Origin of the sequence: Lysinibacillus sp. ZYM-1, from assembly GCF_001308875.1 — a bacterium.
GTDB lineage: Bacteria > Bacillota > Bacilli > Bacillales_A > Planococcaceae > Lysinibacillus.
The window spans coordinates 1-21,240 of sequence record NZ_KQ465156.1; the positions used below are offsets into that span (position 1 = coordinate 1).

General features: G+C 36.3%; 24 protein-coding genes and 1 riboswitch. Of the genes, 10 read left to right on the forward strand and 14 right to left on the reverse strand.

The window, feature by feature from the left end; genetic code table 11:
• Positions 1-377 precede the first annotated feature (377 nt).
• Together AO843_RS22530 and AO843_RS22535 are read right to left on the reverse strand one after the other, a co-directional pair.
• Entirely contained in the window at positions 378-935 is a 558-nt protein-coding gene (locus AO843_RS22530) for a GNAT family N-acetyltransferase (protein WP_054613297.1), read from the reverse strand.
• A gap of 110 nt (positions 936-1,045) precedes the next feature.
• Positions 1,046-1,345, reverse strand: a complete 300-nt coding sequence (locus AO843_RS22535) for a CD3324 family protein (RefSeq protein ID WP_054613298.1) — start codon at positions 1,343-1,345, stop codon at positions 1,046-1,048.
• Between the two features lie 267 nt (positions 1,346-1,612).
• On the opposite strand from AO843_RS22535, the gene AO843_RS22540 reads away from it, so the two are divergent.
• The 3 genes from AO843_RS22540 to AO843_RS22550 all read left to right on the forward strand — a co-directional run bounded on the left by AO843_RS22540 (position 1,613) and on the right by AO843_RS22550 (position 3,365).
• Positions 1,613-1,837: a hypothetical protein gene (locus AO843_RS22540; RefSeq protein WP_054613299.1), complete on the forward strand. Its 225-nt coding sequence runs from the start codon at positions 1,613-1,615 to the stop codon at positions 1,835-1,837.
• Between the two features lie 204 nt (positions 1,838-2,041).
• Positions 2,042-2,179 carry a YjcZ family sporulation protein gene (locus tag AO843_RS25280; protein WP_082389574.1) on the forward strand — a complete coding sequence of 46 codons (138 nt, stop codon included), beginning with the start codon at positions 2,042-2,044 and terminating at the stop codon, positions 2,177-2,179.
• A 709-nt stretch (positions 2,180-2,888) separates the two neighbouring features.
• Positions 2,889-3,365, forward strand: a complete 477-nt coding sequence (locus tag AO843_RS22550) for a GNAT family N-acetyltransferase (RefSeq protein WP_054613301.1) — start codon at positions 2,889-2,891, stop codon at positions 3,363-3,365.
• A 201-nt stretch (positions 3,366-3,566) separates the two neighbouring features.
• Here AO843_RS22550 and AO843_RS22555 read toward each other — a convergent pair whose 3' ends face one another.
• The gene (locus tag AO843_RS22555; protein ID WP_231630233.1) at positions 3,567-3,782 is read right to left on the reverse strand and encodes a hypothetical protein; all 216 of its coding nucleotides are present in this window, start codon (positions 3,780-3,782) and stop codon (positions 3,567-3,569) included.
• Positions 3,783-4,034: 252 nt separating this feature from the next.
• On the opposite strand from AO843_RS22555, the gene AO843_RS24330 reads away from it, so the two are divergent.
• Entirely contained in the window at positions 4,035-4,211 is a 177-nt protein-coding gene (locus AO843_RS24330) for a YolD-like family protein (protein WP_082389575.1), read from the forward strand.
• A 365-nt stretch (positions 4,212-4,576) separates the two neighbouring features.
• Here AO843_RS24330 and AO843_RS22560 read toward each other — a convergent pair whose 3' ends face one another.
• Entirely contained in the window at positions 4,577-5,398 is an 822-nt protein-coding gene (locus AO843_RS22560) for a DUF2785 domain-containing protein (protein ID WP_054613302.1), read from the reverse strand.
• A gap of 925 nt (positions 5,399-6,323) precedes the next feature.
• On the opposite strand from AO843_RS22560, the gene AO843_RS22565 reads away from it, so the two are divergent.
• Positions 6,324-6,992, forward strand: a complete 669-nt coding sequence (locus AO843_RS22565) for a cupin domain-containing protein (RefSeq protein ID WP_369814452.1) — start codon at positions 6,324-6,326, stop codon at positions 6,990-6,992.
• A gap of 107 nt (positions 6,993-7,099) precedes the next feature.
• Positions 7,100-7,576, forward strand: a complete 477-nt coding sequence (locus AO843_RS22570; protein WP_054613304.1) for a DUF3231 family protein — start codon at positions 7,100-7,102, stop codon at positions 7,574-7,576.
• A 304-nt stretch (positions 7,577-7,880) separates the two neighbouring features.
• Here the strand turns inward: AO843_RS22570 and AO843_RS22575 are convergent, their stop codons facing one another.
• The 3 genes from AO843_RS22575 to AO843_RS22585 all read right to left on the reverse strand — a co-directional run bounded on the left by AO843_RS22575 (position 7,881) and on the right by AO843_RS22585 (position 12,303).
• The gene (locus AO843_RS22575; protein ID WP_054613305.1) at positions 7,881-10,487 is read right to left on the reverse strand and encodes a cation-translocating P-type ATPase; all 2,607 of its coding nucleotides are present in this window, start codon (positions 10,485-10,487) and stop codon (positions 7,881-7,883) included.
• A gap of 247 nt (positions 10,488-10,734) precedes the next feature.
• Complete coding sequence (locus AO843_RS22580; protein WP_054613306.1) at positions 10,735-11,022, reverse strand: hypothetical protein; 288 nt, start codon at positions 11,020-11,022, stop codon at positions 10,735-10,737.
• Between the two features lie 90 nt (positions 11,023-11,112).
• Positions 11,113-12,303: an MFS transporter gene (locus AO843_RS22585; RefSeq protein WP_054613307.1), complete on the reverse strand. Its 1,191-nt coding sequence runs from the start codon at positions 12,301-12,303 to the stop codon at positions 11,113-11,115.
• 268 nt (positions 12,304-12,571) lie between these two features.
• Positions 12,572-12,671: riboswitch (purine riboswitch) on the reverse strand.
• A gap of 161 nt (positions 12,672-12,832) precedes the next feature.
• Between AO843_RS22585 and AO843_RS22595 the strand changes: the two genes are divergently transcribed.
• Positions 12,833-13,063 (forward strand): hypothetical protein, encoded by a 231-nt coding sequence (locus AO843_RS22595; protein ID WP_054613309.1) that lies wholly within the window; start codon positions 12,833-12,835, stop codon positions 13,061-13,063.
• A gap of 4 nt (positions 13,064-13,067) precedes the next feature.
• Here AO843_RS22595 and lepB read toward each other — a convergent pair whose 3' ends face one another.
• The 3 genes from lepB to AO843_RS22610 form a co-directional block, all read right to left on the reverse strand.
• A complete protein-coding gene (lepB, locus tag AO843_RS22600; protein WP_054613310.1) occupies positions 13,068-13,628 on the reverse strand; it encodes a signal peptidase I in 561 nt (186 codons plus the stop codon).
• A 150-nt stretch (positions 13,629-13,778) separates the two neighbouring features.
• Positions 13,779-13,889: a hypothetical protein gene (locus tag AO843_RS22605; RefSeq protein ID WP_054613311.1), complete on the reverse strand. Its 111-nt coding sequence runs from the start codon at positions 13,887-13,889 to the stop codon at positions 13,779-13,781.
• 348 nt (positions 13,890-14,237) lie between these two features.
• Positions 14,238-15,176, reverse strand: coding sequence for an LCP family glycopolymer transferase (locus AO843_RS22610; protein WP_054613312.1), 939 nt, complete (start codon positions 15,174-15,176; stop codon positions 14,238-14,240).
• A gap of 300 nt (positions 15,177-15,476) precedes the next feature.
• Here AO843_RS22610 and AO843_RS22615 point away from each other — a divergent pair, with 300 nt between their 5' ends.
• Both AO843_RS22615 and AO843_RS22620 read left to right on the forward strand, forming a co-directional pair.
• Positions 15,477-16,565: a M24 family metallopeptidase gene (locus AO843_RS22615; RefSeq protein WP_054613313.1), complete on the forward strand. Its 1,089-nt coding sequence runs from the start codon at positions 15,477-15,479 to the stop codon at positions 16,563-16,565.
• Positions 16,566-16,579: 14 nt separating this feature from the next.
• A complete protein-coding gene (locus tag AO843_RS22620) occupies positions 16,580-17,794 on the forward strand; it encodes an aminotransferase class V-fold PLP-dependent enzyme (RefSeq protein WP_054613314.1) in 1,215 nt (404 codons plus the stop codon).
• Between the two features lie 23 nt (positions 17,795-17,817).
• Here the strand turns inward: AO843_RS22620 and AO843_RS22625 are convergent, their stop codons facing one another.
• From AO843_RS22625 to AO843_RS22640, 4 genes are all read right to left on the reverse strand, one after another.
• Positions 17,818-18,591 (reverse strand): IclR family transcriptional regulator, encoded by a 774-nt coding sequence (locus AO843_RS22625; RefSeq protein ID WP_054613315.1) that lies wholly within the window; start codon positions 18,589-18,591, stop codon positions 17,818-17,820.
• 117 nt (positions 18,592-18,708) lie between these two features.
• Positions 18,709-19,185: a hypothetical protein gene (locus AO843_RS22630; protein ID WP_054613316.1), complete on the reverse strand. Its 477-nt coding sequence runs from the start codon at positions 19,183-19,185 to the stop codon at positions 18,709-18,711.
• 152 nt (positions 19,186-19,337) lie between these two features.
• Complete coding sequence (locus tag AO843_RS22635; RefSeq protein WP_054613317.1) at positions 19,338-19,772, reverse strand: MarR family winged helix-turn-helix transcriptional regulator; 435 nt, start codon at positions 19,770-19,772, stop codon at positions 19,338-19,340.
• A gap of 25 nt (positions 19,773-19,797) precedes the next feature.
• Complete coding sequence (locus AO843_RS22640) at positions 19,798-20,553, reverse strand: SDR family NAD(P)-dependent oxidoreductase (RefSeq protein WP_054613318.1); 756 nt, start codon at positions 20,551-20,553, stop codon at positions 19,798-19,800.
• A gap of 231 nt (positions 20,554-20,784) precedes the next feature.
• Between AO843_RS22640 and AO843_RS22645 the strand changes: the two genes are divergently transcribed.
• A complete protein-coding gene (locus AO843_RS22645; RefSeq protein WP_054613319.1) occupies positions 20,785-21,153 on the forward strand; it encodes a hypothetical protein in 369 nt (122 codons plus the stop codon).
• Positions 21,154-21,240: the final 87 nt, after the last annotated feature.

Genomic DNA, 21,240 nt, shown 5'->3' on the forward strand with positions numbered 1-21,240 from the left:
GGAAAGAAGGCACATTCTGTTCAAATCGAACGGAATGTGCCTTGTTTTTGTCTAAAAAACCAAGAGTTATAAAAAACGTAAGTTTTTCAGTGTCCTCGTCAAAACCCGAGCCCATTTTTACTTTTCATCTCTATTTCATTTACTTTTCAATTTATTTACAGTGGTTATGTTCAGAACCACGTTAACATACATTAATTGCGGGATAGCAACTTTAACATCGCCCCCAAGATGTTTTTGTACAACGCTATCCCACTTATACATAGTGAATGAACCGTCTTGAAATGTGTCCTGGTATTCTTTTTAATAAAATTCATATCATTATTTCTGCTAGCATATCCGCTTATTGTAAATTCATCATCGTTCCACTGTCTCTATTGCTATCCCTTTTGCACTAAAGAATAGATCAACATATCTCTACATTCTCCAGTAACACTATGGCATTCATATTGTCTTAAATAACCTTCTTCTTTAAAATGAAATTTTGTTAGTAAACTCCTTGATGCAATGTTTTCTTCGGCAACAATGGCCTGTATCCTTACTAAACCTAACTGATTAAATCCAATTGATAATACTTCATTCACAGCTTCTGACATAATGCCACTATGCCAATATTCTTCCGATAATTCGTAGCCCATTTCAGCTCGTCTACCTACGAATTCACTTAAAAAAATGGTTCCAATCACCTCATCTGACACTTTGTCAGCAATGGCAAAACGAATAATCCAACCCTTTTCATAGCCTTCGTTCCAAATATTAATGACATCATTACTCTTTTCTATGGACTCTGGCCCATTCCAATCGAGATAACGATAGACGTTTTCATTGGAATAATAATTGTATAAGGTTGGCGCATCCTCTGGCTTTAATTTTCTTAATCGAATACGTTCTGTTTGTATGGTTGGGAATGAGGTTCCAAATAATTGAGTAAAATTCATATTTATCTCCTTTTTGAAAATATTTGTTATCCTTACTGACAAGTGTAGCTGCTTGTCATCATTGGGAATACCTCATTGTTCGTTCATAAAAGAAAATAAGCCACTGCGATCTAAAACCGCAATGACTGATTGTTTGTTGCTTTTCTTTTTTCTTGTAAAATGATTCTTTGAATACTCTTAAATGATAAATAATATTTTTCCCCTAACGACACACTATCCATTCCTGATAAAAAATCATTATAAATACTGACATTTCTCAAATCCAAGTCAGTTCTTGTGGTCGTACTAGACCCCCAGCTCTTTTTATGTTCTTCTTTCCGTGGGATATAAATATATTCACCATCAACATATTCTTGAATTAATGCTAATAATTCTGTAGGTAAAATATGCTTCGCTTTTATATAGCTCATGTTGCACTCCTAAATATTTAGATTTTTTTTAGGAAGAGCAAAGGCTATGTTCTATTGCAATAGCCCTTGCTATGCAAACATTGTATATTTCCTCAAGCTATAACCCCCTTAATTTTCACCCAATTATACCCATATCATATCATATACACCAAAACTTATAGACTGTAATTTTATAGTAAGCTGACAAAGTGATTCCTAAATTAGATATTTACCCTATGCACCTATAGCCATCCCTTTCATATAATTATAATGAAAGGAGTGACAATTGTGCCTTGGCAACATAAAATAGCCTATTTAATCGGGCAACCGGTCGGTGTTTCATTTACAAATGGGCAAGGAACATCTGGTGTCCTTTGTGGCGTTTCAGGCGGAAAGCTTCTTGTCCTCGAATATTTGTATCAAAGTCAATTTGCTTTAAAGCAATATGATTTCCATATGATACAAGATGTCAATGGTTTTCCGCCTTGTCAAATGCGGCAGCCGTTATATTAAAAACATCCTAGGAGGATGTTTTTTTGATTTATACTCATGCATTGCCATGATAGTTGATACATTAAGGCTATTATTTCATCCTAATTCTTGAAGTTCGGATCATCACGACGTGTATTGTCATTTTCTTACTTGTTCATTGGATGATTATCGCCCCTACTTTGTAGCGCTTTACTTACAATAGATGGGAGAAAAGAGGTGTCCTTTATGGGTTATGCTGGAAATGTAGGCAATTTTAATAGCTACTGCGGTGGAAATGACGGAAATGGTAACAGTTCAACTTTCGTGCTAATCGTTGTGCTATTTATTCTTCTCATTATTGTTGGCGCAAGTTTTATTTGCTAATGTTCATGCTTCGGCTTTAGCTTCTGGTCATTTCTGATGACTATGAAGTCTAAAGCCTTTTTTACCCCTCTCTTAAACTTCCATATTCAATTGCTTTTCCTGTCATTCATCATAAAAAAATATATTCTCACTCCATTAAATAATAGGTAAGATAGATAACTAACTAAAGTAACTAGCTTAACATAATAATAGTATTGTAAAGTTCTTTCAACTTTACATGACACTCCTTTATTGGTTCTTGGGGTCACTTTTTTCCAAGTGACCCCTTTGTGCATTCTTTTACTCTATTATAGGAAACATAGAAACAACAAATTCGTTTTAGTAGGAAGGAGGAAAACAATGGGAATTAATATAAATTTTTGGTCATTTATTTTATCTTTATGTTGTACACTATTATTTTTTCTGTCCGGCTCCTTGAAGGACTTTTTTGTCACTTATCTTCATCTTCACCCATTGACACTGACATTACTACTGTCGATTGTGTGTTTCTACCTAAGTCTTGTAGGAATGAAAGATGTCAGAAATTTAGCGACCTTGCTTAGAGGTATCGCAACAATGGTTTTATCACTGATTCTGATTGTAAGTATTTCTTTTATTTTATTTTTTGGTAACTTATAAAGTTAAATTTCCTACATGCATGATTGTTAAATAAGCCTCCTTGACGAACGTTTGTTCTATGGTTATAATAGTAAAAAAAGGAGGCTTGTTTATGCAAGACACAATTAACATTGAATTAGTACATTTTACGGAAGACTATGCAGAGCAGTTAAATGGGTTTGAATTGCCAGATGAACAGCACCAATTTACAGCCCTACCAAAAGAGATTGCTATAGAAAAAGTAGGACAGTACCCGATTGTGATTTTAAGCCACAAAATGGCCGTTGGTTTTTTTGTGCTTCATGCAACTGAAAGAGTAAAAGAATACTCTTGCAATCCTCAAGCGATGTTGCTTACTGCTTTATCAATGGATCATAAACAGCAAGGTAAGGGTTATGCTAAAGAAGCTATGCTTTTACTAGCTGACTTTGTAAAGCAAGAATTTAAAGAATGTAACGAAGTGGTGTTAGTGGTCAATCACAAAAACATCGCTGCGCAGAATTTGTATATCAAAGTAGGCTTTGAAGATAATGGAGAAAGACGAATGGGACCAATTGGCGAGCAAATAGTGATGCATTATCATCTATAAGGATAAAGTCACTCATTTGCAATGTTCAAATGAGTGACTTTGTCATCGCATTAGTAATAATTCTGCCACACCTACTGCATTTTAAGACAAACTGTACGCTGCTAGAATCGTATATTGTTCATCTTGTATCTGTTCTTGTACTGGTTTCTCTAAGCTTAGCGTGGTTCATTAAATCTGACGGTATAAATACAGACACACCCATTAATCATCTCCATTGAGTTCTATGCGGGCAGCATAAATAAACCTTAATGGGGTTGCTGTAATCGTTTCTAGTAGTAGCTCCTCCTCGTTAACCCCTTGAATAATACCACCCCATTGTACATAGTTTGCATGTTCCCAAACTATTAACACAATATAGTTATGTTGCAATAAAGCACGTGCGATGGTTTGTTGTAATTCTTCAAATTCACTCAGCATGTTCTCGTGGCGGCTCCATCAATACCTCTTGTTTCCACTTCTTTAAAAGTATCACATGCTCTGGAAGCATCATCGCTGTCCATTTCATATTTTTATCAAGACATATTTTTGTATTTCCCAGTATTTAGTACACCTCATTCTTTGTTTATATATAGTTAGAGATAATGTAATGTTTACCAAATACATTTTATCGATAGTAAAGTTAATCCTTTTTGATTATAAAAAACAGAATAGTTACTAGAGGGAAATCTAATGTTAAAAGATCGTGGAATCAAAAAATGGAATACGTCTCTAATGTTATCTGAGCATGTAAACCTGTTAAAAAAAGCTTTGGAAGAACTAAACGATATAAAAAAACCTCAAGTTGATGAACAGCAACTAGAAGAAATGAATTTGACCTTCCAATTAGTATTGGAAAATAATTCCTAAATAAAAATTAAATGTAATTAAAGGGGTTTTAAAGGGAATTTACTATTCTTTACAGAAAAACTTGTATTGTTTACGAGGATAACAGTACTTTAAAAATAAATTTATTAGATATTGTTGATGTTGAAATTATACACTAGTTTGTGTAATTCTATGGTTGGTGGTAAAGAAGGTTTGAATATCTAAATGCTACCCCTATATAAAAATGCCTTAGTTTTTCTAAAAAAACTAAGGCATTTTTTCTTTGGGATAAATATACAACAATTATTCAATTATTTTATTACTTTTTCTGAGGGCTATTGTTTGCCTGTTACCACATTTGAAGTGGAGATGGACAAGTGCGGGTGCTTTCCCCTCATTTTTTTTAATTAGGAATAGTATACTTTTTCTACTTTATATAATGTTTGCTCGATAGTCGAGCAGAGAACGGCATCCACTTTGTAAAATTTAACTCGAAAGTATAAACTTTTCAAAAAGTTCTTTATATTATTTTTTTGCCTAAAAGCAGGGAGAAATTCTGAATTTTTCTCCACATCACCAAAACTTTGAATCCATTGCTCTACATAAGTCTGACTAAGTATTTTTCTATTTAAAACACTAATTATGGATTTTACCATTCTCTCATCTTCCCCATCAGAGTAAATTCGATCTGTTATGGTCATCTTTTCGTAAACCAAATCGAGGATAGTTAAGAGGTCATTTTTATCCAGTTCGGAACATTGAGCCAAATCTTCTAAAGCATCTGCTGCATGGGCTATGGCATGAGCCCAGCCTTTTTCTTCGTCATACCCACGGTAATCTCGCTCTTCTTGTACATTGTAAAATACTTTCTCTTTTATCTGATGAATTTGCTCTCTTGAGAGAAATGGTGATTCTCTATGCCTCATGAAGAAGAGCGGTATGACTAGCATGGAGAAAGATCGAGTGAAAACAGAGTCTGTATTTGTTTCACCAAGCTTAAAAAGCAAATGGTTTTTATCCAAAACAACCGGTAGAAGTTGTTCTAGTTCGTTTGCTGTTAGAGAATTATCAGGAATCCAATGTGATAAGGTTGTATAAATTAGCTCATCACGTAGTTGGGCATCCAAAGAACCGATGTTATTTATCATTTCTAGTATCAACTGGAATGTATCGGGAGGTGCTTGGTACCCATTTTCTTTTATTAATATCAACTTTTCTTTTAAATTCATTTTACACGCTCCTACTGGAAATTTTCTGAACTAACTTTTTCAAGGGTTTCTACTGACTATACGGCTTCTTCCGTACCCCTTCTTCCCTCTATAAGGTACAAATAGGATCAGAGACTAGCAACTATATTGATCTTTAATAAAGTGCCTTAAAATACTCCATAGTAATTATTTATATAATGGAATAATATCTATATTGAATACTCATATCTTTTCTCCTTTATAAAAAAACATCCGTTCACTTATTTAATTATAAGCGAACAGATAATGAACTTTCCATATTTAAACAGCTTCATTATTCGTTAACTACTTTTTGGCTCCTTTTGTTTCATTCTACTTTGTAACAACTGGTAGCTAAACTTAAAAAGCCAATACCCCAGGATTTGAGAATATCGACTTTTATACTTTTTTGTTCAATATCGTCAGTGTATCAAATTTCTTCAAACAAGATGAGTAATCCAATGAGGATTCATTTTAGCTACTTATAAAGGTGCATCTAGTTGGATTAAAATTTACGAAGTTTTTCATTACATCTAATCTCATGGTAGTTTATACTAATTATGAACTATCAATTCCGCTAAGGCGAAGTGCGTCCGGATTCATCTCTCCTCCCTAGAGGTAGGATTCTTCCGCTGAATGAACATAAAATAGAATAGTATCATATTTTAAAGTTTATCCAAATAAAATTCTCTGTTTATTTTTAGCCTTTTTGTTTTCCATACGTACTAAAAACTCCATTAGCAATATTTAATATTAAACGAACCTCAGCTTCGCTTTTATCTTCAATTAGATTTTGCAAGATCTTTTCAAATGTACACTTCCTAAGAGTTCCAGACAAACGCTAGGCATTTGTGTAAGCCTATAAGCATTTGCTTCATAATCTGTGATGATGATGAATATCTCAATTTTAGTGAGAAAGGATGTTAGTATTAACACAAACATCGATTATACATCCCCTTCAGCCGAGTTCACGTTTGATGTCAATAAGAGTACGCTGTTTAAAAAAGACTCACGAAATTACATTAATGTTCTCGGCGTCGATCAATTAAATACGTTAGAAAATACTTCTTTACTTGATATTTTTTTAAGTAAAGAAAATGTCATCGAACCCCATTACCATCAAAATGCTGCAGAGCTTGTCTATTGTATTGCTGGTGCAGCGACGGTTTCCCTTTTGAATCCTTTTACAAAGAAAATTCAAAATTATCCTATCAAGCCCGGGCAAGTTGCCAATGTACCACAGGGCTGGTGGCATTATGAAGTAGCCACAGAGGATAACACCCATTTAATTGCTATATTTGATGCACCAACACCAGAGGTTATTTTAGGTTCGGATATATTGAAATTAACACCAGCTAATATTATGGCGCATACGTATTGCTTAGATGAAGAACAATGGAAAAAAACGATTGCACCGATTGTACCATCAACTTTTATTGGGCCAGTAAAAGGCTGCAATCGTGTTGAATCAGCATCTGATCAATCTCCTTGCAAGCAAAAGAAATCATACATGAAACCATGCCAATACCCATACCCATACCCTTACCCATACCATTATCCTTCTCCACATACGTATCCCTATGGCACCTATTATTAGCACGACCCTTTTATTAAATTTTTATTGTAAAAGATGAATAGAATGTCATTAACTGTTCCATCCTAATCTTAGATAAATACTAGGAGTTAGGAAGTGTCACAATAACGATGATAAATGACAAGCTAGCATCATTACGATTTAAAGAGGTATTTAGGCTTTGGTCACAGCTCGGTGTCAATCAAAGCTATATTGCTTCAAGCCATGCATTTTTTAACCATACTCGTGATAAAAAATTAAAGATTATGATTTTGGAATTTATTCAATGTTTAAAAGAGGAGAATAAGCAGCTGACATTTTTATTAAAGGATAATGGTGTATTGGCTCCAACTACAACAATGGCTTACAATAAATTAAAAATGACTGATATTCGTGGAAAATCCATTATCAATGATAGCGAAATTAGTGCCATTTTATCTATGAATATTGCTTCCTCTTTGATTGCTGTAAGCCAAGCATTGGAAATGTCCGTAAAGAAAAAGCATCTTACTAAATATGGTGAACTTCATATGCGTTATGCCATACTTGGGTCTAAATTGATTGAACTTAGTAAGATTAAAGGCTGGCTACTAGCCCCTGCACAATAAAAGACACACCCTATGGATGATGCTTATCAGTCCTCTATGTAACACATTATTAAATCTACTTTTAATAGTGTGTTTTTGTGTACAAAATTTTAGGAATAGCTTTGAAACTTTGACCATTTCTTCAGACGGTAAATGATCAATGCTACAGATTCATTCAGCAGCACCTATTTGATCCAAGAATATTTGCATACGCATTCTACATGATAAAACTTCAGTTAAAAGAAGCTATGTAGAGTGGCATAAATGGTACAATTAATGTAAAAACCACCCACAAGTTTTTTGTAGGTGGTTTTGTCATTATCTACTATCGACTTCTCACGAACAGGAGCTTATACCATTGATTAACTAGGAACGGTAACACAGATAAGCTATAAATGAAGCCTAGTTGAGCTGTTGTTAATGGGGCAACTTCAAAGACCGTTGTTAGCATCGGCATAAATAATACAATGTGTAGGCTTAACACACCGATTAAAAATGCGAGCCAAGCATATTTATTTGAAAATACCCCAATCGTAAAGATTGATTGTTTGGATCTGGCGTTAAAGCCATGCACTAATCTTGATAAACAAAGTGTTGTAAAGGCCATTGTACTTGCTGTTAATGTATCGCCGGTCGATAATCCAATTTGAAAAGCAACAATGGTGGAAATGGCGATTAATATACCTTCAAGTACCACCTGTGTCGTAAATGCTTTATTTAATAAAGGTGTATGAATATTTCTAGGCTTGTCCTTCATCGTTTTCTTATTATTCGGCTCTAACCCGATTGCGATAGCTGGAAGACTATCTGTTAACAAGTTGATAAATAATAGATGTACGGGTGCGAAAGGAACTGGTAAGCCTAAGACTGTGGCATATAACACTACAAAAATAGCTCCTGCATTCCCTGATAATAAGAACAATATGGCATTTTTAATATTTGTATAGATACTACGACCATTGGCAATTGCCTTGACAATTGTGGAAAAATTATCATCTGTTAAAATCATCGATGAGGCATCTTTTGCAACCTCCGTACCAGTCACGCCCATCGCCACTCCAATATCTGCTTGTTTTAGCGCAGGCCCGTCATTGACGCCATCTCCTGTCATCGCGACAACATGTCCCTTATCCTGCCATGCTTTTACAATGCGGATCTTTTGTGCGGGAGTTACGCGAGCATATACAGAATAATCATCTACTTTTTCCTGTAACTCTTGATCTGTTAACCCTTCGAGGGCATGTCCTTCAATTGCTTCGTCTGGATTTTTTAAAATACCGATTTGTTGGGCAATAGCCGTCGCCGTAATTTTATGGTCACCAGTAATCATGACTGGCTTAATGCCTGCCTTTATACAACTTTCTACTGCCGCTTTGGATTCTTTTCTTGGTGGATCCATCATCGCGACTAAGCCGACAAAGATTAAATCTCTTTCCACTCTAGTATCGACAGTTTGTTGCGGTAAAACATCTTTGTAAGCAATGGCAATCACCCTTAAACCATTCTTCGAAAAATCATGATTCACCGCTTCGATTTTTTGACGATGCTGTGCCGTCATCTCAAAAATGCCTGTTGAAGTTTTCATTCTTGTCACTTTTGGCAAGAGAACATCTAAAGCCCCTTTGGTAATCATAACGGGTTGCTTGTCTATTTGATTTACAGTACTCATAAGTTTTCTCGCCGAATCAAATGGAATTTCAGCAAGTCTTGGATATTGCTCGCGCACCATCAATTCATCTAAACCGTAATGCTTCCCTAATTTTACAAGAGCAATTTCTGTGGGATCGCCAATTTCTTTTTGATCACGCTCGACAGCGTCACTACATAAAAGTGCCTTGACCATCAGCTCTTTTTCTACTGAATTTGTTGGGTTTAGCCAATCATGAGGAATCTTTTTTTGGTCCACAAAGACTTCCTGTACGACCATTTTATTTTCAGTTAAGGTACCCGTTTTATCTGAACAAATAACGGATACACTTCCTAAGCTTTCTACCGCATAAAGCTTACGGATAATCGCATTTTCCTTTGCCATCTTCTGTGTACCGAACGCTAATACGATGGTAACGATGGAACTCAAAGCTTCAGGAATAGCTGCTACAGCTAGTGATACCGCAAACATAAAGGATTCAACTAGGGCTCGTCCACGAATAAGGTCAATGGTAAAAATGGCTAAGCAAATCAGTGTGATACCTAATGCTAATTTTTCACCAAATTGATCGAGGCTAATTTGTAATGGCGTTTTCTTTTCCTTCGCTGTATCAAGTAAATTAGCGATTTTCCCAATTTCTGTCTGCATTCCGATTGCAGTAACCATCACAATGCCTCGTCCATTGGTTACAAAGCTACCTGAATATACCATATTTTTCTTATCCGCAATCGTAACATTGTTTTTTCGAATAGACTCTGTGCTTTTGGCTACGGCAATCGATTCGCCTGTAAGGGAGCTTTCATTGATATGCAAGTTATGACTTTCCAATAGTCTGCCATCTGCATTGATGTAATCTCCAGCCTCCAACATAAGAAGATCGCCTACCACAATCTCTTCAGAAGGAATTTCCATCAGCTGATTATTACGCATTACTTTAGCAATAGGTGAGGTTAACGCCTTCAGATTGTCTAAAGATTGCTCTGCTTTAACATGCTGTACCGTACCTAAAATAGCATTTAGAAAGACAACAATCATGATAACAATTGTACTTTCTACCTCTCCTAGTAGAAAGGAAACGAAGGCAGCGACAAGTAAAATAATGACCAATAAATCTTTAAATTGGCCCATAAAAACAGCCCATGTACTTGTTTTTTTACCTTCTTCTAATACGTTATAGCCATAGACTTGTTGCCTTTTTTGAACGTCATCATCGGTCAAGCCTTCCGTGGTGACATTCAATATCTTCATGACTTCAGTAGACGATTGTTGATGGTATTCAGTCATAGGGTTCTCCTTCCATTCACAAGATTTAAAGATCGTATACTATTTTCTTGAAAATAATAGGCTCTCTTAAAATCTCAAACTTCTTAAGTCTGTGTGAAATTCATTAACTACAACAATCTATTCCATAGGTAACTAGAGTATGATAATAAACTAGAGAGAAATTAATTTTTAAAGAGAATACTCAAATAGATTCATTTAGACAAAAAAAGCACTGGGAATGGCTTTCCCAATGCCTTTTTGAATGCGGTTATGATTTTATTGGTCTCTCTTTATGGGCCACTAATAAGTAATCCAAGGCACTCATTCGTGTAAGTTTGTGCGTGAACTTAATTGCATCTGCATGAGAGGCAAACGTAAAGTGTTCGAGTTCGTCTGTTGGTATATATTGATCGACTGTTTTTCGTGTCAATTTTCGTACAGATAATGTGTGCGAATCTTCTTCGTATAATATGATAGCACCTACATTACGATAAAAAGTTTGATCTATCGTTGCGATAACTTTGACATGTTGAAAATCGGTTAAATCTACTTGCATCTATACCCAACCTCCTCTATCTTAACATTCGCTATCAGGCTTCCAATGTCCTGCTATAGTAGGATCGTTTTTGGATAATTTCACCATTTATTATGAATGGTGCTGCGCTGATGAATAATCCGCAGAATGCTCTTGTGAGACGGGCGCTCTTTTGATTGAGAAAAAAGCACATCCTAAAGCACAGAGAACTAATAGAGTTCCGAAACTTGCTAAATGCATGACAGATCCTGTGAAGGCAAACACTGCTCCTCCAAGCGCTGAGCCGATGGAAATTCCGATTTGGAGCGCAGCTGTATTTAAGCTTTGCTGTATATCAGATGATTGAGGATCTGCTTGAATTAAATAATTTTGCAATGGTGGTGTCAATGCCCAGCTTAACGCTCCCCATAAAACAGTGAACAGTAAAAAGACTGGTAAAGCAATTACTGTATAAGGGATGCTGAACAAGACAACGGCAAATGTAGCGACAATTAAAATGATGGCTTTACTTGTTCCAATTTTATCGCTCACCCAGCCACCTACTGCATTTCCACTGACAGAGGCAATACCAAAGATCAAGTAGCAAATACTAATCCATGAGGCACTCATTTCAAATGCTTCTACTAAAAATGGTGTTAAATAAGCATAGAGCATATAATGACCTGCAAGCATAAACAAGGTCGTTAATTGCGCTGTAAGGATTTTTAGATTGGCTAATGATTTCATTTGCTTTCTCAGTGGCACAACTTCTCCGATTGGCATTTTTTCTAATAGTAAAGCAATTAATACCATTGAGATCGTGGACAGAATGCTTATGCCTAAAAATACTGCTCGCCAACCGAAAGCTTCCGTAATAAAAATACCCACTGGCACACCAATCACCAGTGCGGAACTTACGCCCATAAAAACAAGTCCTAGTGCTTTGGCACGATGTCTAGGCTCTACAATTCTCGTTGTAATCGTTAATGATAACACGATGACTAATGCTGTACTCATCGCTGTAAAAATCCGGGCAATTAGGACAACGACGAACGTTGTACTAAAGAAGGTCATTAAATTACCTAATGTAAAAATAAATAAGGATATAAGGAATAGGCGCTTCCTTTCTACTTTGGCTGTCAAAGATAGTAGGACAGGCGCAGAAATCGCATAAACCAGTGCAAAAATGGTTATTAACTGCCCTGCTGTTGCTAAAGATACATGTAAATCCTCTGCAATATTTGGTAGTATCCCACCTACGATTAATTCAACTAATCCTACTGCAAAGGTAGTCACTGCAAGAATGTAAACTCTCCAATTCATTGTAATCTCCCTTTCATTACACTTTCATTTTTGTAGGAGATTTTTCGACAGTATTTATGCCACGACATCATTGCGTCCAGATTTTTCGAGTTTGTTCAAAAAAGCTCAAAAAATTGGTGACAACCGTCTGAAGCTAAACGATCTTGATTCAGCAGACGTTCGAACACTCGTTGAAAAAAAGAAAACAAGCATTCATCTCTCCCTAAAGAGAAACGTACTTTCTGTACAAAAAACATTAGCTGAATCAAAATAAAAAAATCCTGACTACAAAAATGAAGCAAAGTTTTGTAGTCAGGATTTTATGGTTCCTGGTAGAGACCCTCAATCCATATTATTGAGGTTATACAGTTCAAATATTTACTTTAGCTATAGTAGCACATCATAATTGTCCTTGACAATACCTTTTTTTCATAGAATCAATTTCATATAAATTTCGTTTACTCGAGAGAAAATTTCGATTTTCCGCTTATATTTTGGCGAATTTGACCATACATAATAACATACCATAACTATTTTACGAGGTGATTGTTTGCGAATAATAGGACTTGTATGCTATTTTTTAATACTCTTTTATGGCGTCGAATTAGTAGCAGAAGAGCTCTCAATCGAAGAACCAGCAATCCGTTCCCACATGACTAGTAATCCAACTCCTATCAAAGAAACCGTGGAAAATTCAATGATTTGTGTCTATTATTCCTCTTATAAGGTTTGTACAGATTTCGCATCAAAAAAAGAGGCCACTAGTAAAGTAGCCTCTTAATTATTTATTTTGAGCCCATATGAAAATGTTTAAATGGATATAAAATTAATTTCGATTCGCCATAAACAGCATCCTCTGAAATTAAACCGTAATGGCGACTATCACTACTTTTTAGGCGATTGTCACCAAGTACAAAATACATGCCCTTTGGCACTTCTTTTTCATTCACTAATTGTTCTAATGTAAAGTTTTCCGTAATGCGTAATTGGTTAGGATCCTCTGTTTGGCGATTGACATAATCTTCCTTGTACGCTTTGCCATTCACATACAACACATCGTCTTTCATTTCAACTTTATCCCCTGGAACACCGATCACACGTTTAATATATAATTCATCCTCTACAGGTGATTGGAAAACAATTTGATCGAAACGTTCGATTTTACTTGTTTTACTTACAATAATAATATCCTTATCATGATAAGTCGGGTACATCGAAGCTCCCTGCACCTTAATGGGCGCAAATAAAAATTGCTTACAGCCAAAAACGACAATTGCTGTAATAACAATAATTTTGATGTAGGATAGTATTTCTTTTTTAAAATTTGTTGTTTTTTCCTCTTGCATGTTCATTCCCCGATACTGTTTTTTTAATAGTATAACATTTTCTATACTCCATTGACGAATGAATCACACAAATTGTTTCATCTACATAAAAAATAGACAAGGCTACAATGTAACATTGTCTAGAAGTATTCGATTCTACTAATTTGACAATTAAGAATGGTTAGATTGTGTAGCAGCCTGTTGCTGCTCGTTGAATAAATCTACTGCTAATACGATACCTACTGGTAATGCAAATGCTAATAAAATTGTACCTATAATCATCACAATCACTCCCTTTAACCATTTCTACTATCAGTATACAATGAATTTTCAGATATTTCAAGAAATATAGAAAAATGATTGGTGCAATAAAAAAATCATTCAACTAGGCATGCACCCTACCTGAATGATTTTTTATGCTCTACATAAATAATTTTAAACACAATACGTGTAGGCCGCTGATAGCTGATCGGACAGGATTTTTTCGCACTTTGCGTTTAGGTACGTAGCTTTGCATGCAATGATTAAGAGCTGTATACCTAAGCACCTGGGTCCTCCCATTCATTCATCTCCCTCCCTTCATGGCCAAAAATTTTACAGTGATTTCACCACATGTTATAAGCAACAAGCTTACTTGCTTTGTAAATGGTTTTTTAAATCAGTTTGTATTTTTTGAAGCTCTGCCTCGTTCGGAATGTAGTACCAAATACGGTTAATCCTTTCGCCATCTCCCTTTTCAAATGATAATTGCTCTATATCCTTATCCATTTTCTTATAAATACCTTGTAGCTGTATAAGCTCTTTTACAGAGAAGTTCATGCGCACGTTGTCGCCTAAAACAGTCAGCATATCTGTTGCCTTTAATAATGTAGCCGGCGTTGAGGCTTTTTTCATAACCGCTTCAATAATTTGACGTTGTCGAATTTGTCGTCCAAAATCACCTCGTGGATCTTCATAACGAATACGAGAAAAAATAAGTGCCTCATTACCATCTAATGTGATTTCTCCCTTTGGGTAATGGTATTCGTCATAGGTTAAATCCATATCATTGTTAATTGTCACCCCACCAAGCGTATCTATAATTTGTAAAAAGCCCTCCATATTAATAAACACATAGTAATCAATCGGTATATTCAGAAAATTTTCTACCGTATCTACTGCCATTGGGACGCCCCCAAAAGCATAGGCATGATTAATTTTATCAACGGTGTCATGACCAACAATTTCTGTACGAGTATCACGGGGAATACTAAGCATTTTCATCGTTTGCTTTTCCGGATTCACAGTGATCACAATCATGGTATCTGAACGACCACTATCGTCTTTTCGTTCATCCACGCCTAGCATAAGAACCGAGAATGGTTCTTTTTTAATCACTGTTTTTTCTTCTAATTGTGCTGCATCTGTTGTTTGTAGAAGTGGTGTATTAATTTTATTCATAGTTTTTTGGATGGTAAAGTAGGCAGTTCCTATAAAAATTAAAAAAATAGTTAATAGGCTACCAACAATCCACAGCCATAATTTTTTCTTGCTCTTTTTCTCTTTAGAGCGTTTCATGTTTTTTTCCATACGTTAGTCCTTTCTTGCTTAACAATTTTGCCCCTCTTTTTGACGTATTAAGTTGGAAAAAAGTTTATCTAGTGTACTTATATGCATATTGGACGAAAAAAAGACGTACACTAGTATTTACTTTATTCGCACTATACTATTCCCATTTTTGTAATTTCTTTTCCTTATCCATTGTATGTTTCACCACTTTAATTAATTGAAAATTCATTCTTGTTGTTTTATACTTTTTTAAGATATATCGTCTCTATAATAGATACGAAAATAGAGATCTAATTGCTTACTTTTAGGAGGAATCACCCTATGTTTCAAACAAGAAGAGAGAAGCTAGTTTTCCGTATGCAACAGCAGCACATGGATGTAGCCCTACTGGTACCAGGCCCGAACATGCATTATTTTACTGGTCTTCATCTAAAGCAAAGTGAACGTCTAACTCTAGCTGCAATCACTGCTAACGATGAATTGTATTTTCTATTGCCGCAAGTAGAATTAAATAAAGTCGATCTTAGCAATGGTGGTGTTATTTTATCCTATTCTGATGAGGAAGGACCTGCACAGGCCATTCAGCAACTAAAAAAAGAATTGGGAACATTCCAGATCCTTGGCGTCGAGTTTGACACCATGCATGTTAATGAACAGAAATCGATAGAAATCCTTACATATGAAAATTTATGTGATATCGGGGAGTCCATTCGCGAATTACGCATGGAAAAAGATTATCAAGAAATGGCCTTCATGCGACAGGCAGTACAAATTGTAGAAGAAAGCCTTGCAGCTACATTACCAACCATTCAAGCTGGTGTTACCGAAATGGAAGTAGCAGCCCAATTAGAATATGAAATGAGACGACGGGGCTCAGAAGGAACACCTTTTGGAACCATCGTTGCTTCGGGTTATCGTGGTGCGCTCCCGCATGGCAGAGCAAGCACTAAAAAAATAGAGGCAGGCGAATTAATTGTCATTGACTTTGGTGCTATTTATAAAGGCTATGTGGCTGATATGACTAGAACGGTAGCTTTAGGGGATGTTTCTCCAACCTTAAAAAACATTTATAACCTTGTTAAACAAGCCAATGAAGCAGCGATAGAGGCTGTAAAACCAGGGATGACTGCACACGACATCGATGACATAGCAAGAGGGATTATTCGGCATGCTGGTTATGACGACAATTTCACACATCGACTTGGCCATGGCATTGGTTTAAGTGCACACGAAGAACCTTACTTAATGCAACGGAATCCACTAGTGTTAAAAGCAGGTATGGCATTTACAGTGGAGCCAGGAATCTATGTAAAGGATGTAGGCGGGGTTCGTATCGAAGATAACCTGATCGTCACTGACAATGGTTGCGAGAATTTAATGACCTTTTCAAAAGAATTAATCATTTTATAAGGCTGGTGAGTGCAATGATTGATATGATGACAATCCACAAGGATATGCCACTACTTGAGCAATATATTTATCTAAATACAGCTGCTGCATCTGCCATACCTCAGCCTGTAGTGAATGTTATGACAAGTTACCTTCAAAAACAGGCGAGTATTGGCCCCTATTTACCTTCTTTTCGTCGAGAAACGTATGAACAGGTGGAGCGTATTCGAGAAAAAACGGCTTTATTTATCGGTGCATCGAAAGAGGAAATTGCCTTTATGCCAAATGGTTCAATGGCTATCAATTATATTTCTGGGGGCTTAGATTGGCATCAAGATGATGAGGTTATTGTGCTTGATACAGAAATGTTAAGTAACTATGTACCTTGGCTTGCCCTTCAGCAACAAGGGGTTCGCTTAAAAGTTTTGAAAACAAATGCGGAATATATGGTGGATTTACATGAGCTCGAGCAGCTCATAACGCCAAACACAAGATTAATAGCCTTTGCGCACATGTCAAACGCAGCTGGTACCATTCAGCCAGCGAGTGAGATCTGTCAGCTTGCAAAAAAATACAACGTGCTTACATTGGTCAATGCCAATCAAACAGTTGGCTTACTGCCCATCCTTGTGACAGAGTTAGGCTGTGATTTTTTAGTTGCCAGTGGTCGAAAATGGCTACGCGGCCCAGAAGGTTCGGGTCTTTTATATGTACGAAAATCCCTTATTCCAGCCCTTACCCCGATCATGATCGGCTGGGGTAGTACCAATTGGGATTATCAAAACAACGATTATTCATTCATAGAAACTGCTAAACGTTTTGAGCCAGGCTGTCCTGTCATTCCCAGCATCTTAGGATTAGGCGCGGCGATTGATTACGCAAATGCTATTGGTATTCAGCCGATATATCAACGCGTTCAACAGCTCACAAAGTATTTAATAGAACAGCTTGAAACGATTCCAGGCATTGTCCTCTATGGCCCTCAAAATCGTGAACATCGATTATCAGTTACACCGTTTAATATCGAAGGACATTCACCTGATGATGTCACAAATTATTTAGCAGATCGGGGTATCATCATAGAAGCTGGTACTTTTATGGCTAATACCATCATGGAGCGCAATCATATTAGTAAAATGGCCCGCTTTTCTCCTCACTATTTTAATACGTTTGAAGAAATCGATCGTGCTGTATCCGGCATCAAGGAATTCCTTGAAATCTCCAAAACAAAGGCCCAAGATAGTCGTTAGCTATCTCGGGCCCTTTTGCATGCTTATTCATGGTACAACTTAAAGCTATATTGATCGAAATAACGCTGAATATTCATTGCACCGTACTGGAGAACATTGACCATTTCAGGTAGCTTCTCCTCCGTTGGTTTGCGATAAATAGGTCCTGCAATTGTTAGAGAAGCAATCACCTCTTTTTTGCTATTAAAAAGAGGCACTCCCACCCCAAATACCGAGTGTGAATATTCTCCCGTTGTAAAGCACCAGCCTTGCTGTTTGATTTTCTCTAAATCGGCTAACATTTTATCAGGTTCTGTGATCGTTTCTGGGGTTATTTTTTTCATACCATGGTCCATAATTTCTTTCTTCCTCTCATCCGGAAGAAAAGCCATGATGGTTTTACAAGAAGCTCCAATATGTAATGGTGTGCGTGTACCTATCGACACTGAAAACTTTATAGTTTGAGAGCTCTCTGCAATCTCTACCGTCACGCCATCTGTGCCATCTAACCATGTTAGAAATACGGATTCTTTAATGGCTTCTGCAAGATTTTTCATAATCGGTAAAACAAAATCAGAAAGATTTAATTTATCCTTTACCATCTGCCCGTATTCTAGAAAACGAAGCCCTAATTCATATTTTTTCGTCTCAGGGTGTTGAATCAGAAAACCTTGATTTTCAAATGTTGCTAAAATCCTATAAATAATAGAATGGCTAATGTTCATCTCTTTCGCTAATTCCCGAACACCCCATGTAGGATTTTCTTTACTAAAATATTTTAGAACCTCTAATGAGTTATCTAATGTTTTTAATGTCATCTCACACCTCAAATGTCTCTATAATAGAACCGTAATTGTATTATAAATTGAAGCCGGACAATTTTCAATAAATTCAACTATTTTACAAATGGGCTCCAAGTATTTTTACTGAAGCGATTAAACAAATTTTATTAGATGACCAGAAGTATTTTGTATTACTTCTAGCTGGCTTGCTGTCACCTCTGTTAATGGTATTTTGCTAGTCTTGAGCGTTTGCTTTCCATCCCCTGCCCAGAAAGCTAATAATTGCGCATTATCACCTACTTGGATATTAGCCATCACATAGGCAGCTAATTGCCGTAAAGACGTCTCTCTGCAATCTCCACCTAACGAGTATACATACTTATCTTTCACATAAAACTCTAGGTCAAACGGTGGATTATTACATGCAATAATACATAATGAATCAAAGGCAGACTCATTTTCAGCAAATAAAACCGTCATCTCCTCATCTACTTCATCCCACGATTGAAAGAAACCTGGGTCTGGAGTCGGTTGTAGCTTCTTGATATCCTTTACCTTCATTTCAGTAATGCCCCTATAATCCACTTCTACTAATGGATTATCTGATACTAGGAAGCGAAATAAACTCATTGAAACAATCCCCTTTAGTAAATACGTAATCTTTATGATTATATTAACATAAATATCCAATACAAAAAAATCAACCCTCCTCGAAATCTATCGAGGTGAGTTGATTTTGATAGGTCCATAGTTAGACCATTTTGCATGAAGCAATTTTTTAGCTAATCATTTTTATCTTGAATGCCCTGCACTAGCTTTTCTTGAATTTGCAAATATTGGGCAATTTCCGAATCATCTAATACATCAAATAGTTGTACAAAGACTTCTTTTCCTATGGATTGAGCCTTCGACAAGGCTTCTTTCCCCTCATCGGTAATTTCAAGGCGAATGGTACGACGATCAGATGGATCATACAGTCTTTCCGCTAATCCAAGCTTGACCAGTTTTTCAGCAATGCTTGTCATTGCACCCTTTGTATAGCCAATTGTTTCAGCTAATTCTGCCTGTTTTTGAGGGCCTTTGACATGTAGCTCATTTAATACTAAAATGGGTGAAATTCCTAATGGATAAGGGAAAGCTTTTGTAAAACGTATAATATTGGCATTATTCACCTGTTCAATCATATGAATCAGTTTAAAAATATTTGTCTGTTTCAAAAAAATCCTCCTCAAACGCCTAGCATTAATGAAGCATTAATGAACCACCATCTACCATAATCGTTTGACCCGTAATGTACTGAGAATCGTCGGAAGCTAAGAAAACAGCTACTCGTCCGATATCCTGCTCAATGTCACCAAAACGACCAAGTGGAATTTTACTTCTAACCGCTTCATAATACTCTGGCTGTGCTTTTGCCCATGCTTGTACACCTGGTGAATCAGCAAGTGGACTAATAATATTGACATTAATACCAAATCTGCCCCATTCATTTGCGGCAACACGAGAAATGCCTCGGATCGCTTCCTTAGCAGCGGCATAGGCTGCCTGTGTCTCATGACCTTGAATACCTGCTCCAGATGCAAAGTTAATAATATTACCTTTTGTTTCTTTTAAGTATGGTAATGCTGCTTGCATTAAATAAAATGTCGGATAAAAGCCTGTCCCAAATGATAAGTCAAGATCCGCTTGTGTTGTTTCTTCTATTGTAACTTGTTTCGCAGCATGGGCGTTATTAACTAGCACATCTAGTTTACCGTATTTTTCTACAACTGTATCGATAATTTTTGGTAATTGATCTCGCTCCATTAAATTTGCCTGCAAGAACATAGACTTTGCAGAAATTTGCTGTAATTCTTTCTCCATTGCCTCGCCAGCTTCTGCATTTAAGTCAACAATTGTGACAATAGCGCCTTCCTTCGCCATTGCTTTAGCCATGCCACTTCCAATACCACCTGCGCCGCCAGTAATAATGACTACTTTGTTTTCTAGTTTACCCATCCATACACATCTCCTTATAGTCTATTCAAAAATAGTTTAACATCAAACTATTTATATTTAAACTAAATTGCTTGCTATTTTCTCAACCGTCACTGCGACTATCCCACTGTTGTAAGAAAAAAAAACAGCAAACTACATCTATTTTCAAATACATACAAGCATCATTTTTATTTGACACGAATATACTGTAGCAGCTAGCTAAATTCACTTTCAGGAAAGGAGTTGTTGAAAATGGGTGCTAAATGGATAAAGCTTTCAGTGTTTTATTTATTGATTGTTTTTGCTTTTGGACTGTTTATGCATTATACTGTTCAACTTCAATGGAAAGCGACACATGCCCATATTGGTGTGGTAGGTTGGCTGACTACTGGATTCATTGGTTTAATTTATTCGACTTATAAAGATGCTGCGGAAACAGGTCTCGCCAAAGCACAGTTCTGGCTGTACAATATTGGTCTACCGTTCCTATTTGTTGGAATGATGATGGTCTATCTAGATGTGCCACGTTGGTTATTCGAGTTATTTGTATCAGGTGGTGGCATTGCTGTAGCTCTTTCCGTGCTGTTATTCTTTGTCAATGTCTTTAAATATGTGAAATAAACAAGAAAGCCCCACTTTTGTACGCACTGACCTAGAAAAGTGAGACAAATAAAAACACCTTTCGTTGAAAAACGGGTATAAGCATAC

Coding starts and splice junctions, on each gene's coding strand:
- AO843_RS22560 (WP_054613302.1), bottom strand. CDS start 5,398: ATGAATTTAAAAGAAAAGTTGATATTAATAAAAGAAAATGGGTACCAA.
- lepB (WP_054613310.1), bottom strand. CDS start 13,628: ATGCAAGAGGAAAAAACAACAAATTTTAAAAAAGAAATACTATCCTAC.
- AO843_RS22550 (WP_054613301.1), top strand. CDS start 2,889: ATGCAAGACACAATTAACATTGAATTAGTACATTTTACGGAAGACTAT.
- AO843_RS22585 (WP_054613307.1), bottom strand. CDS start 12,303: ATGAATTGGAGAGTTTACATTCTTGCAGTGACTACCTTTGCAGTAGGA.
- AO843_RS22625 (WP_054613315.1), bottom strand. CDS start 18,591: ATGACATTAAAAACATTAGATAACTCATTAGAGGTTCTAAAATATTTT.
- AO843_RS22620 (WP_054613314.1), top strand. CDS start 16,580: ATGATTGATATGATGACAATCCACAAGGATATGCCACTACTTGAGCAA.
- AO843_RS22555 (WP_231630233.1), bottom strand. CDS start 3,782: ATGCTGAGTGAATTTGAAGAATTACAACAAACCATCGCACGTGCTTTA.
- AO843_RS22570 (WP_054613304.1), top strand. CDS start 7,100: ATGATAAATGACAAGCTAGCATCATTACGATTTAAAGAGGTATTTAGG.
- AO843_RS22615 (WP_054613313.1), top strand. CDS start 15,477: ATGTTTCAAACAAGAAGAGAGAAGCTAGTTTTCCGTATGCAACAGCAG.
- AO843_RS22630 (WP_054613316.1), bottom strand. CDS start 19,185: ATGAGTTTATTTCGCTTCCTAGTATCAGATAATCCATTAGTAGAAGTG.
- AO843_RS22640 (WP_054613318.1), bottom strand. CDS start 20,553: ATGGGTAAACTAGAAAACAAAGTAGTCATTATTACTGGCGGCGCAGGT.
- AO843_RS22580 (WP_054613306.1), bottom strand. CDS start 11,022: ATGCAAGTAGATTTAACCGATTTTCAACATGTCAAAGTTATCGCAACG.
- AO843_RS24330 (WP_082389575.1), top strand. CDS start 4,035: ATGTTAAAAGATCGTGGAATCAAAAAATGGAATACGTCTCTAATGTTA.
- AO843_RS22645 (WP_054613319.1), top strand. CDS start 20,785: ATGGGTGCTAAATGGATAAAGCTTTCAGTGTTTTATTTATTGATTGTT.
- AO843_RS22605 (WP_054613311.1), bottom strand. CDS start 13,889: ATGATTATAGGTACAATTTTATTAGCATTTGCATTACCAGTAGGTATC.
- AO843_RS22610 (WP_054613312.1), bottom strand. CDS start 15,176: ATGGAAAAAAACATGAAACGCTCTAAAGAGAAAAAGAGCAAGAAAAAA.
- AO843_RS25280 (WP_082389574.1), top strand. CDS start 2,042: ATGGGTTATGCTGGAAATGTAGGCAATTTTAATAGCTACTGCGGTGGA.
- AO843_RS22575 (WP_054613305.1), bottom strand. CDS start 10,487: ATGACTGAATACCATCAACAATCGTCTACTGAAGTCATGAAGATATTG.
- AO843_RS22530 (WP_054613297.1), bottom strand. CDS start 935: ATGAATTTTACTCAATTATTTGGAACCTCATTCCCAACCATACAAACA.
- AO843_RS22535 (WP_054613298.1), bottom strand. CDS start 1,345: ATGAGCTATATAAAAGCGAAGCATATTTTACCTACAGAATTATTAGCA.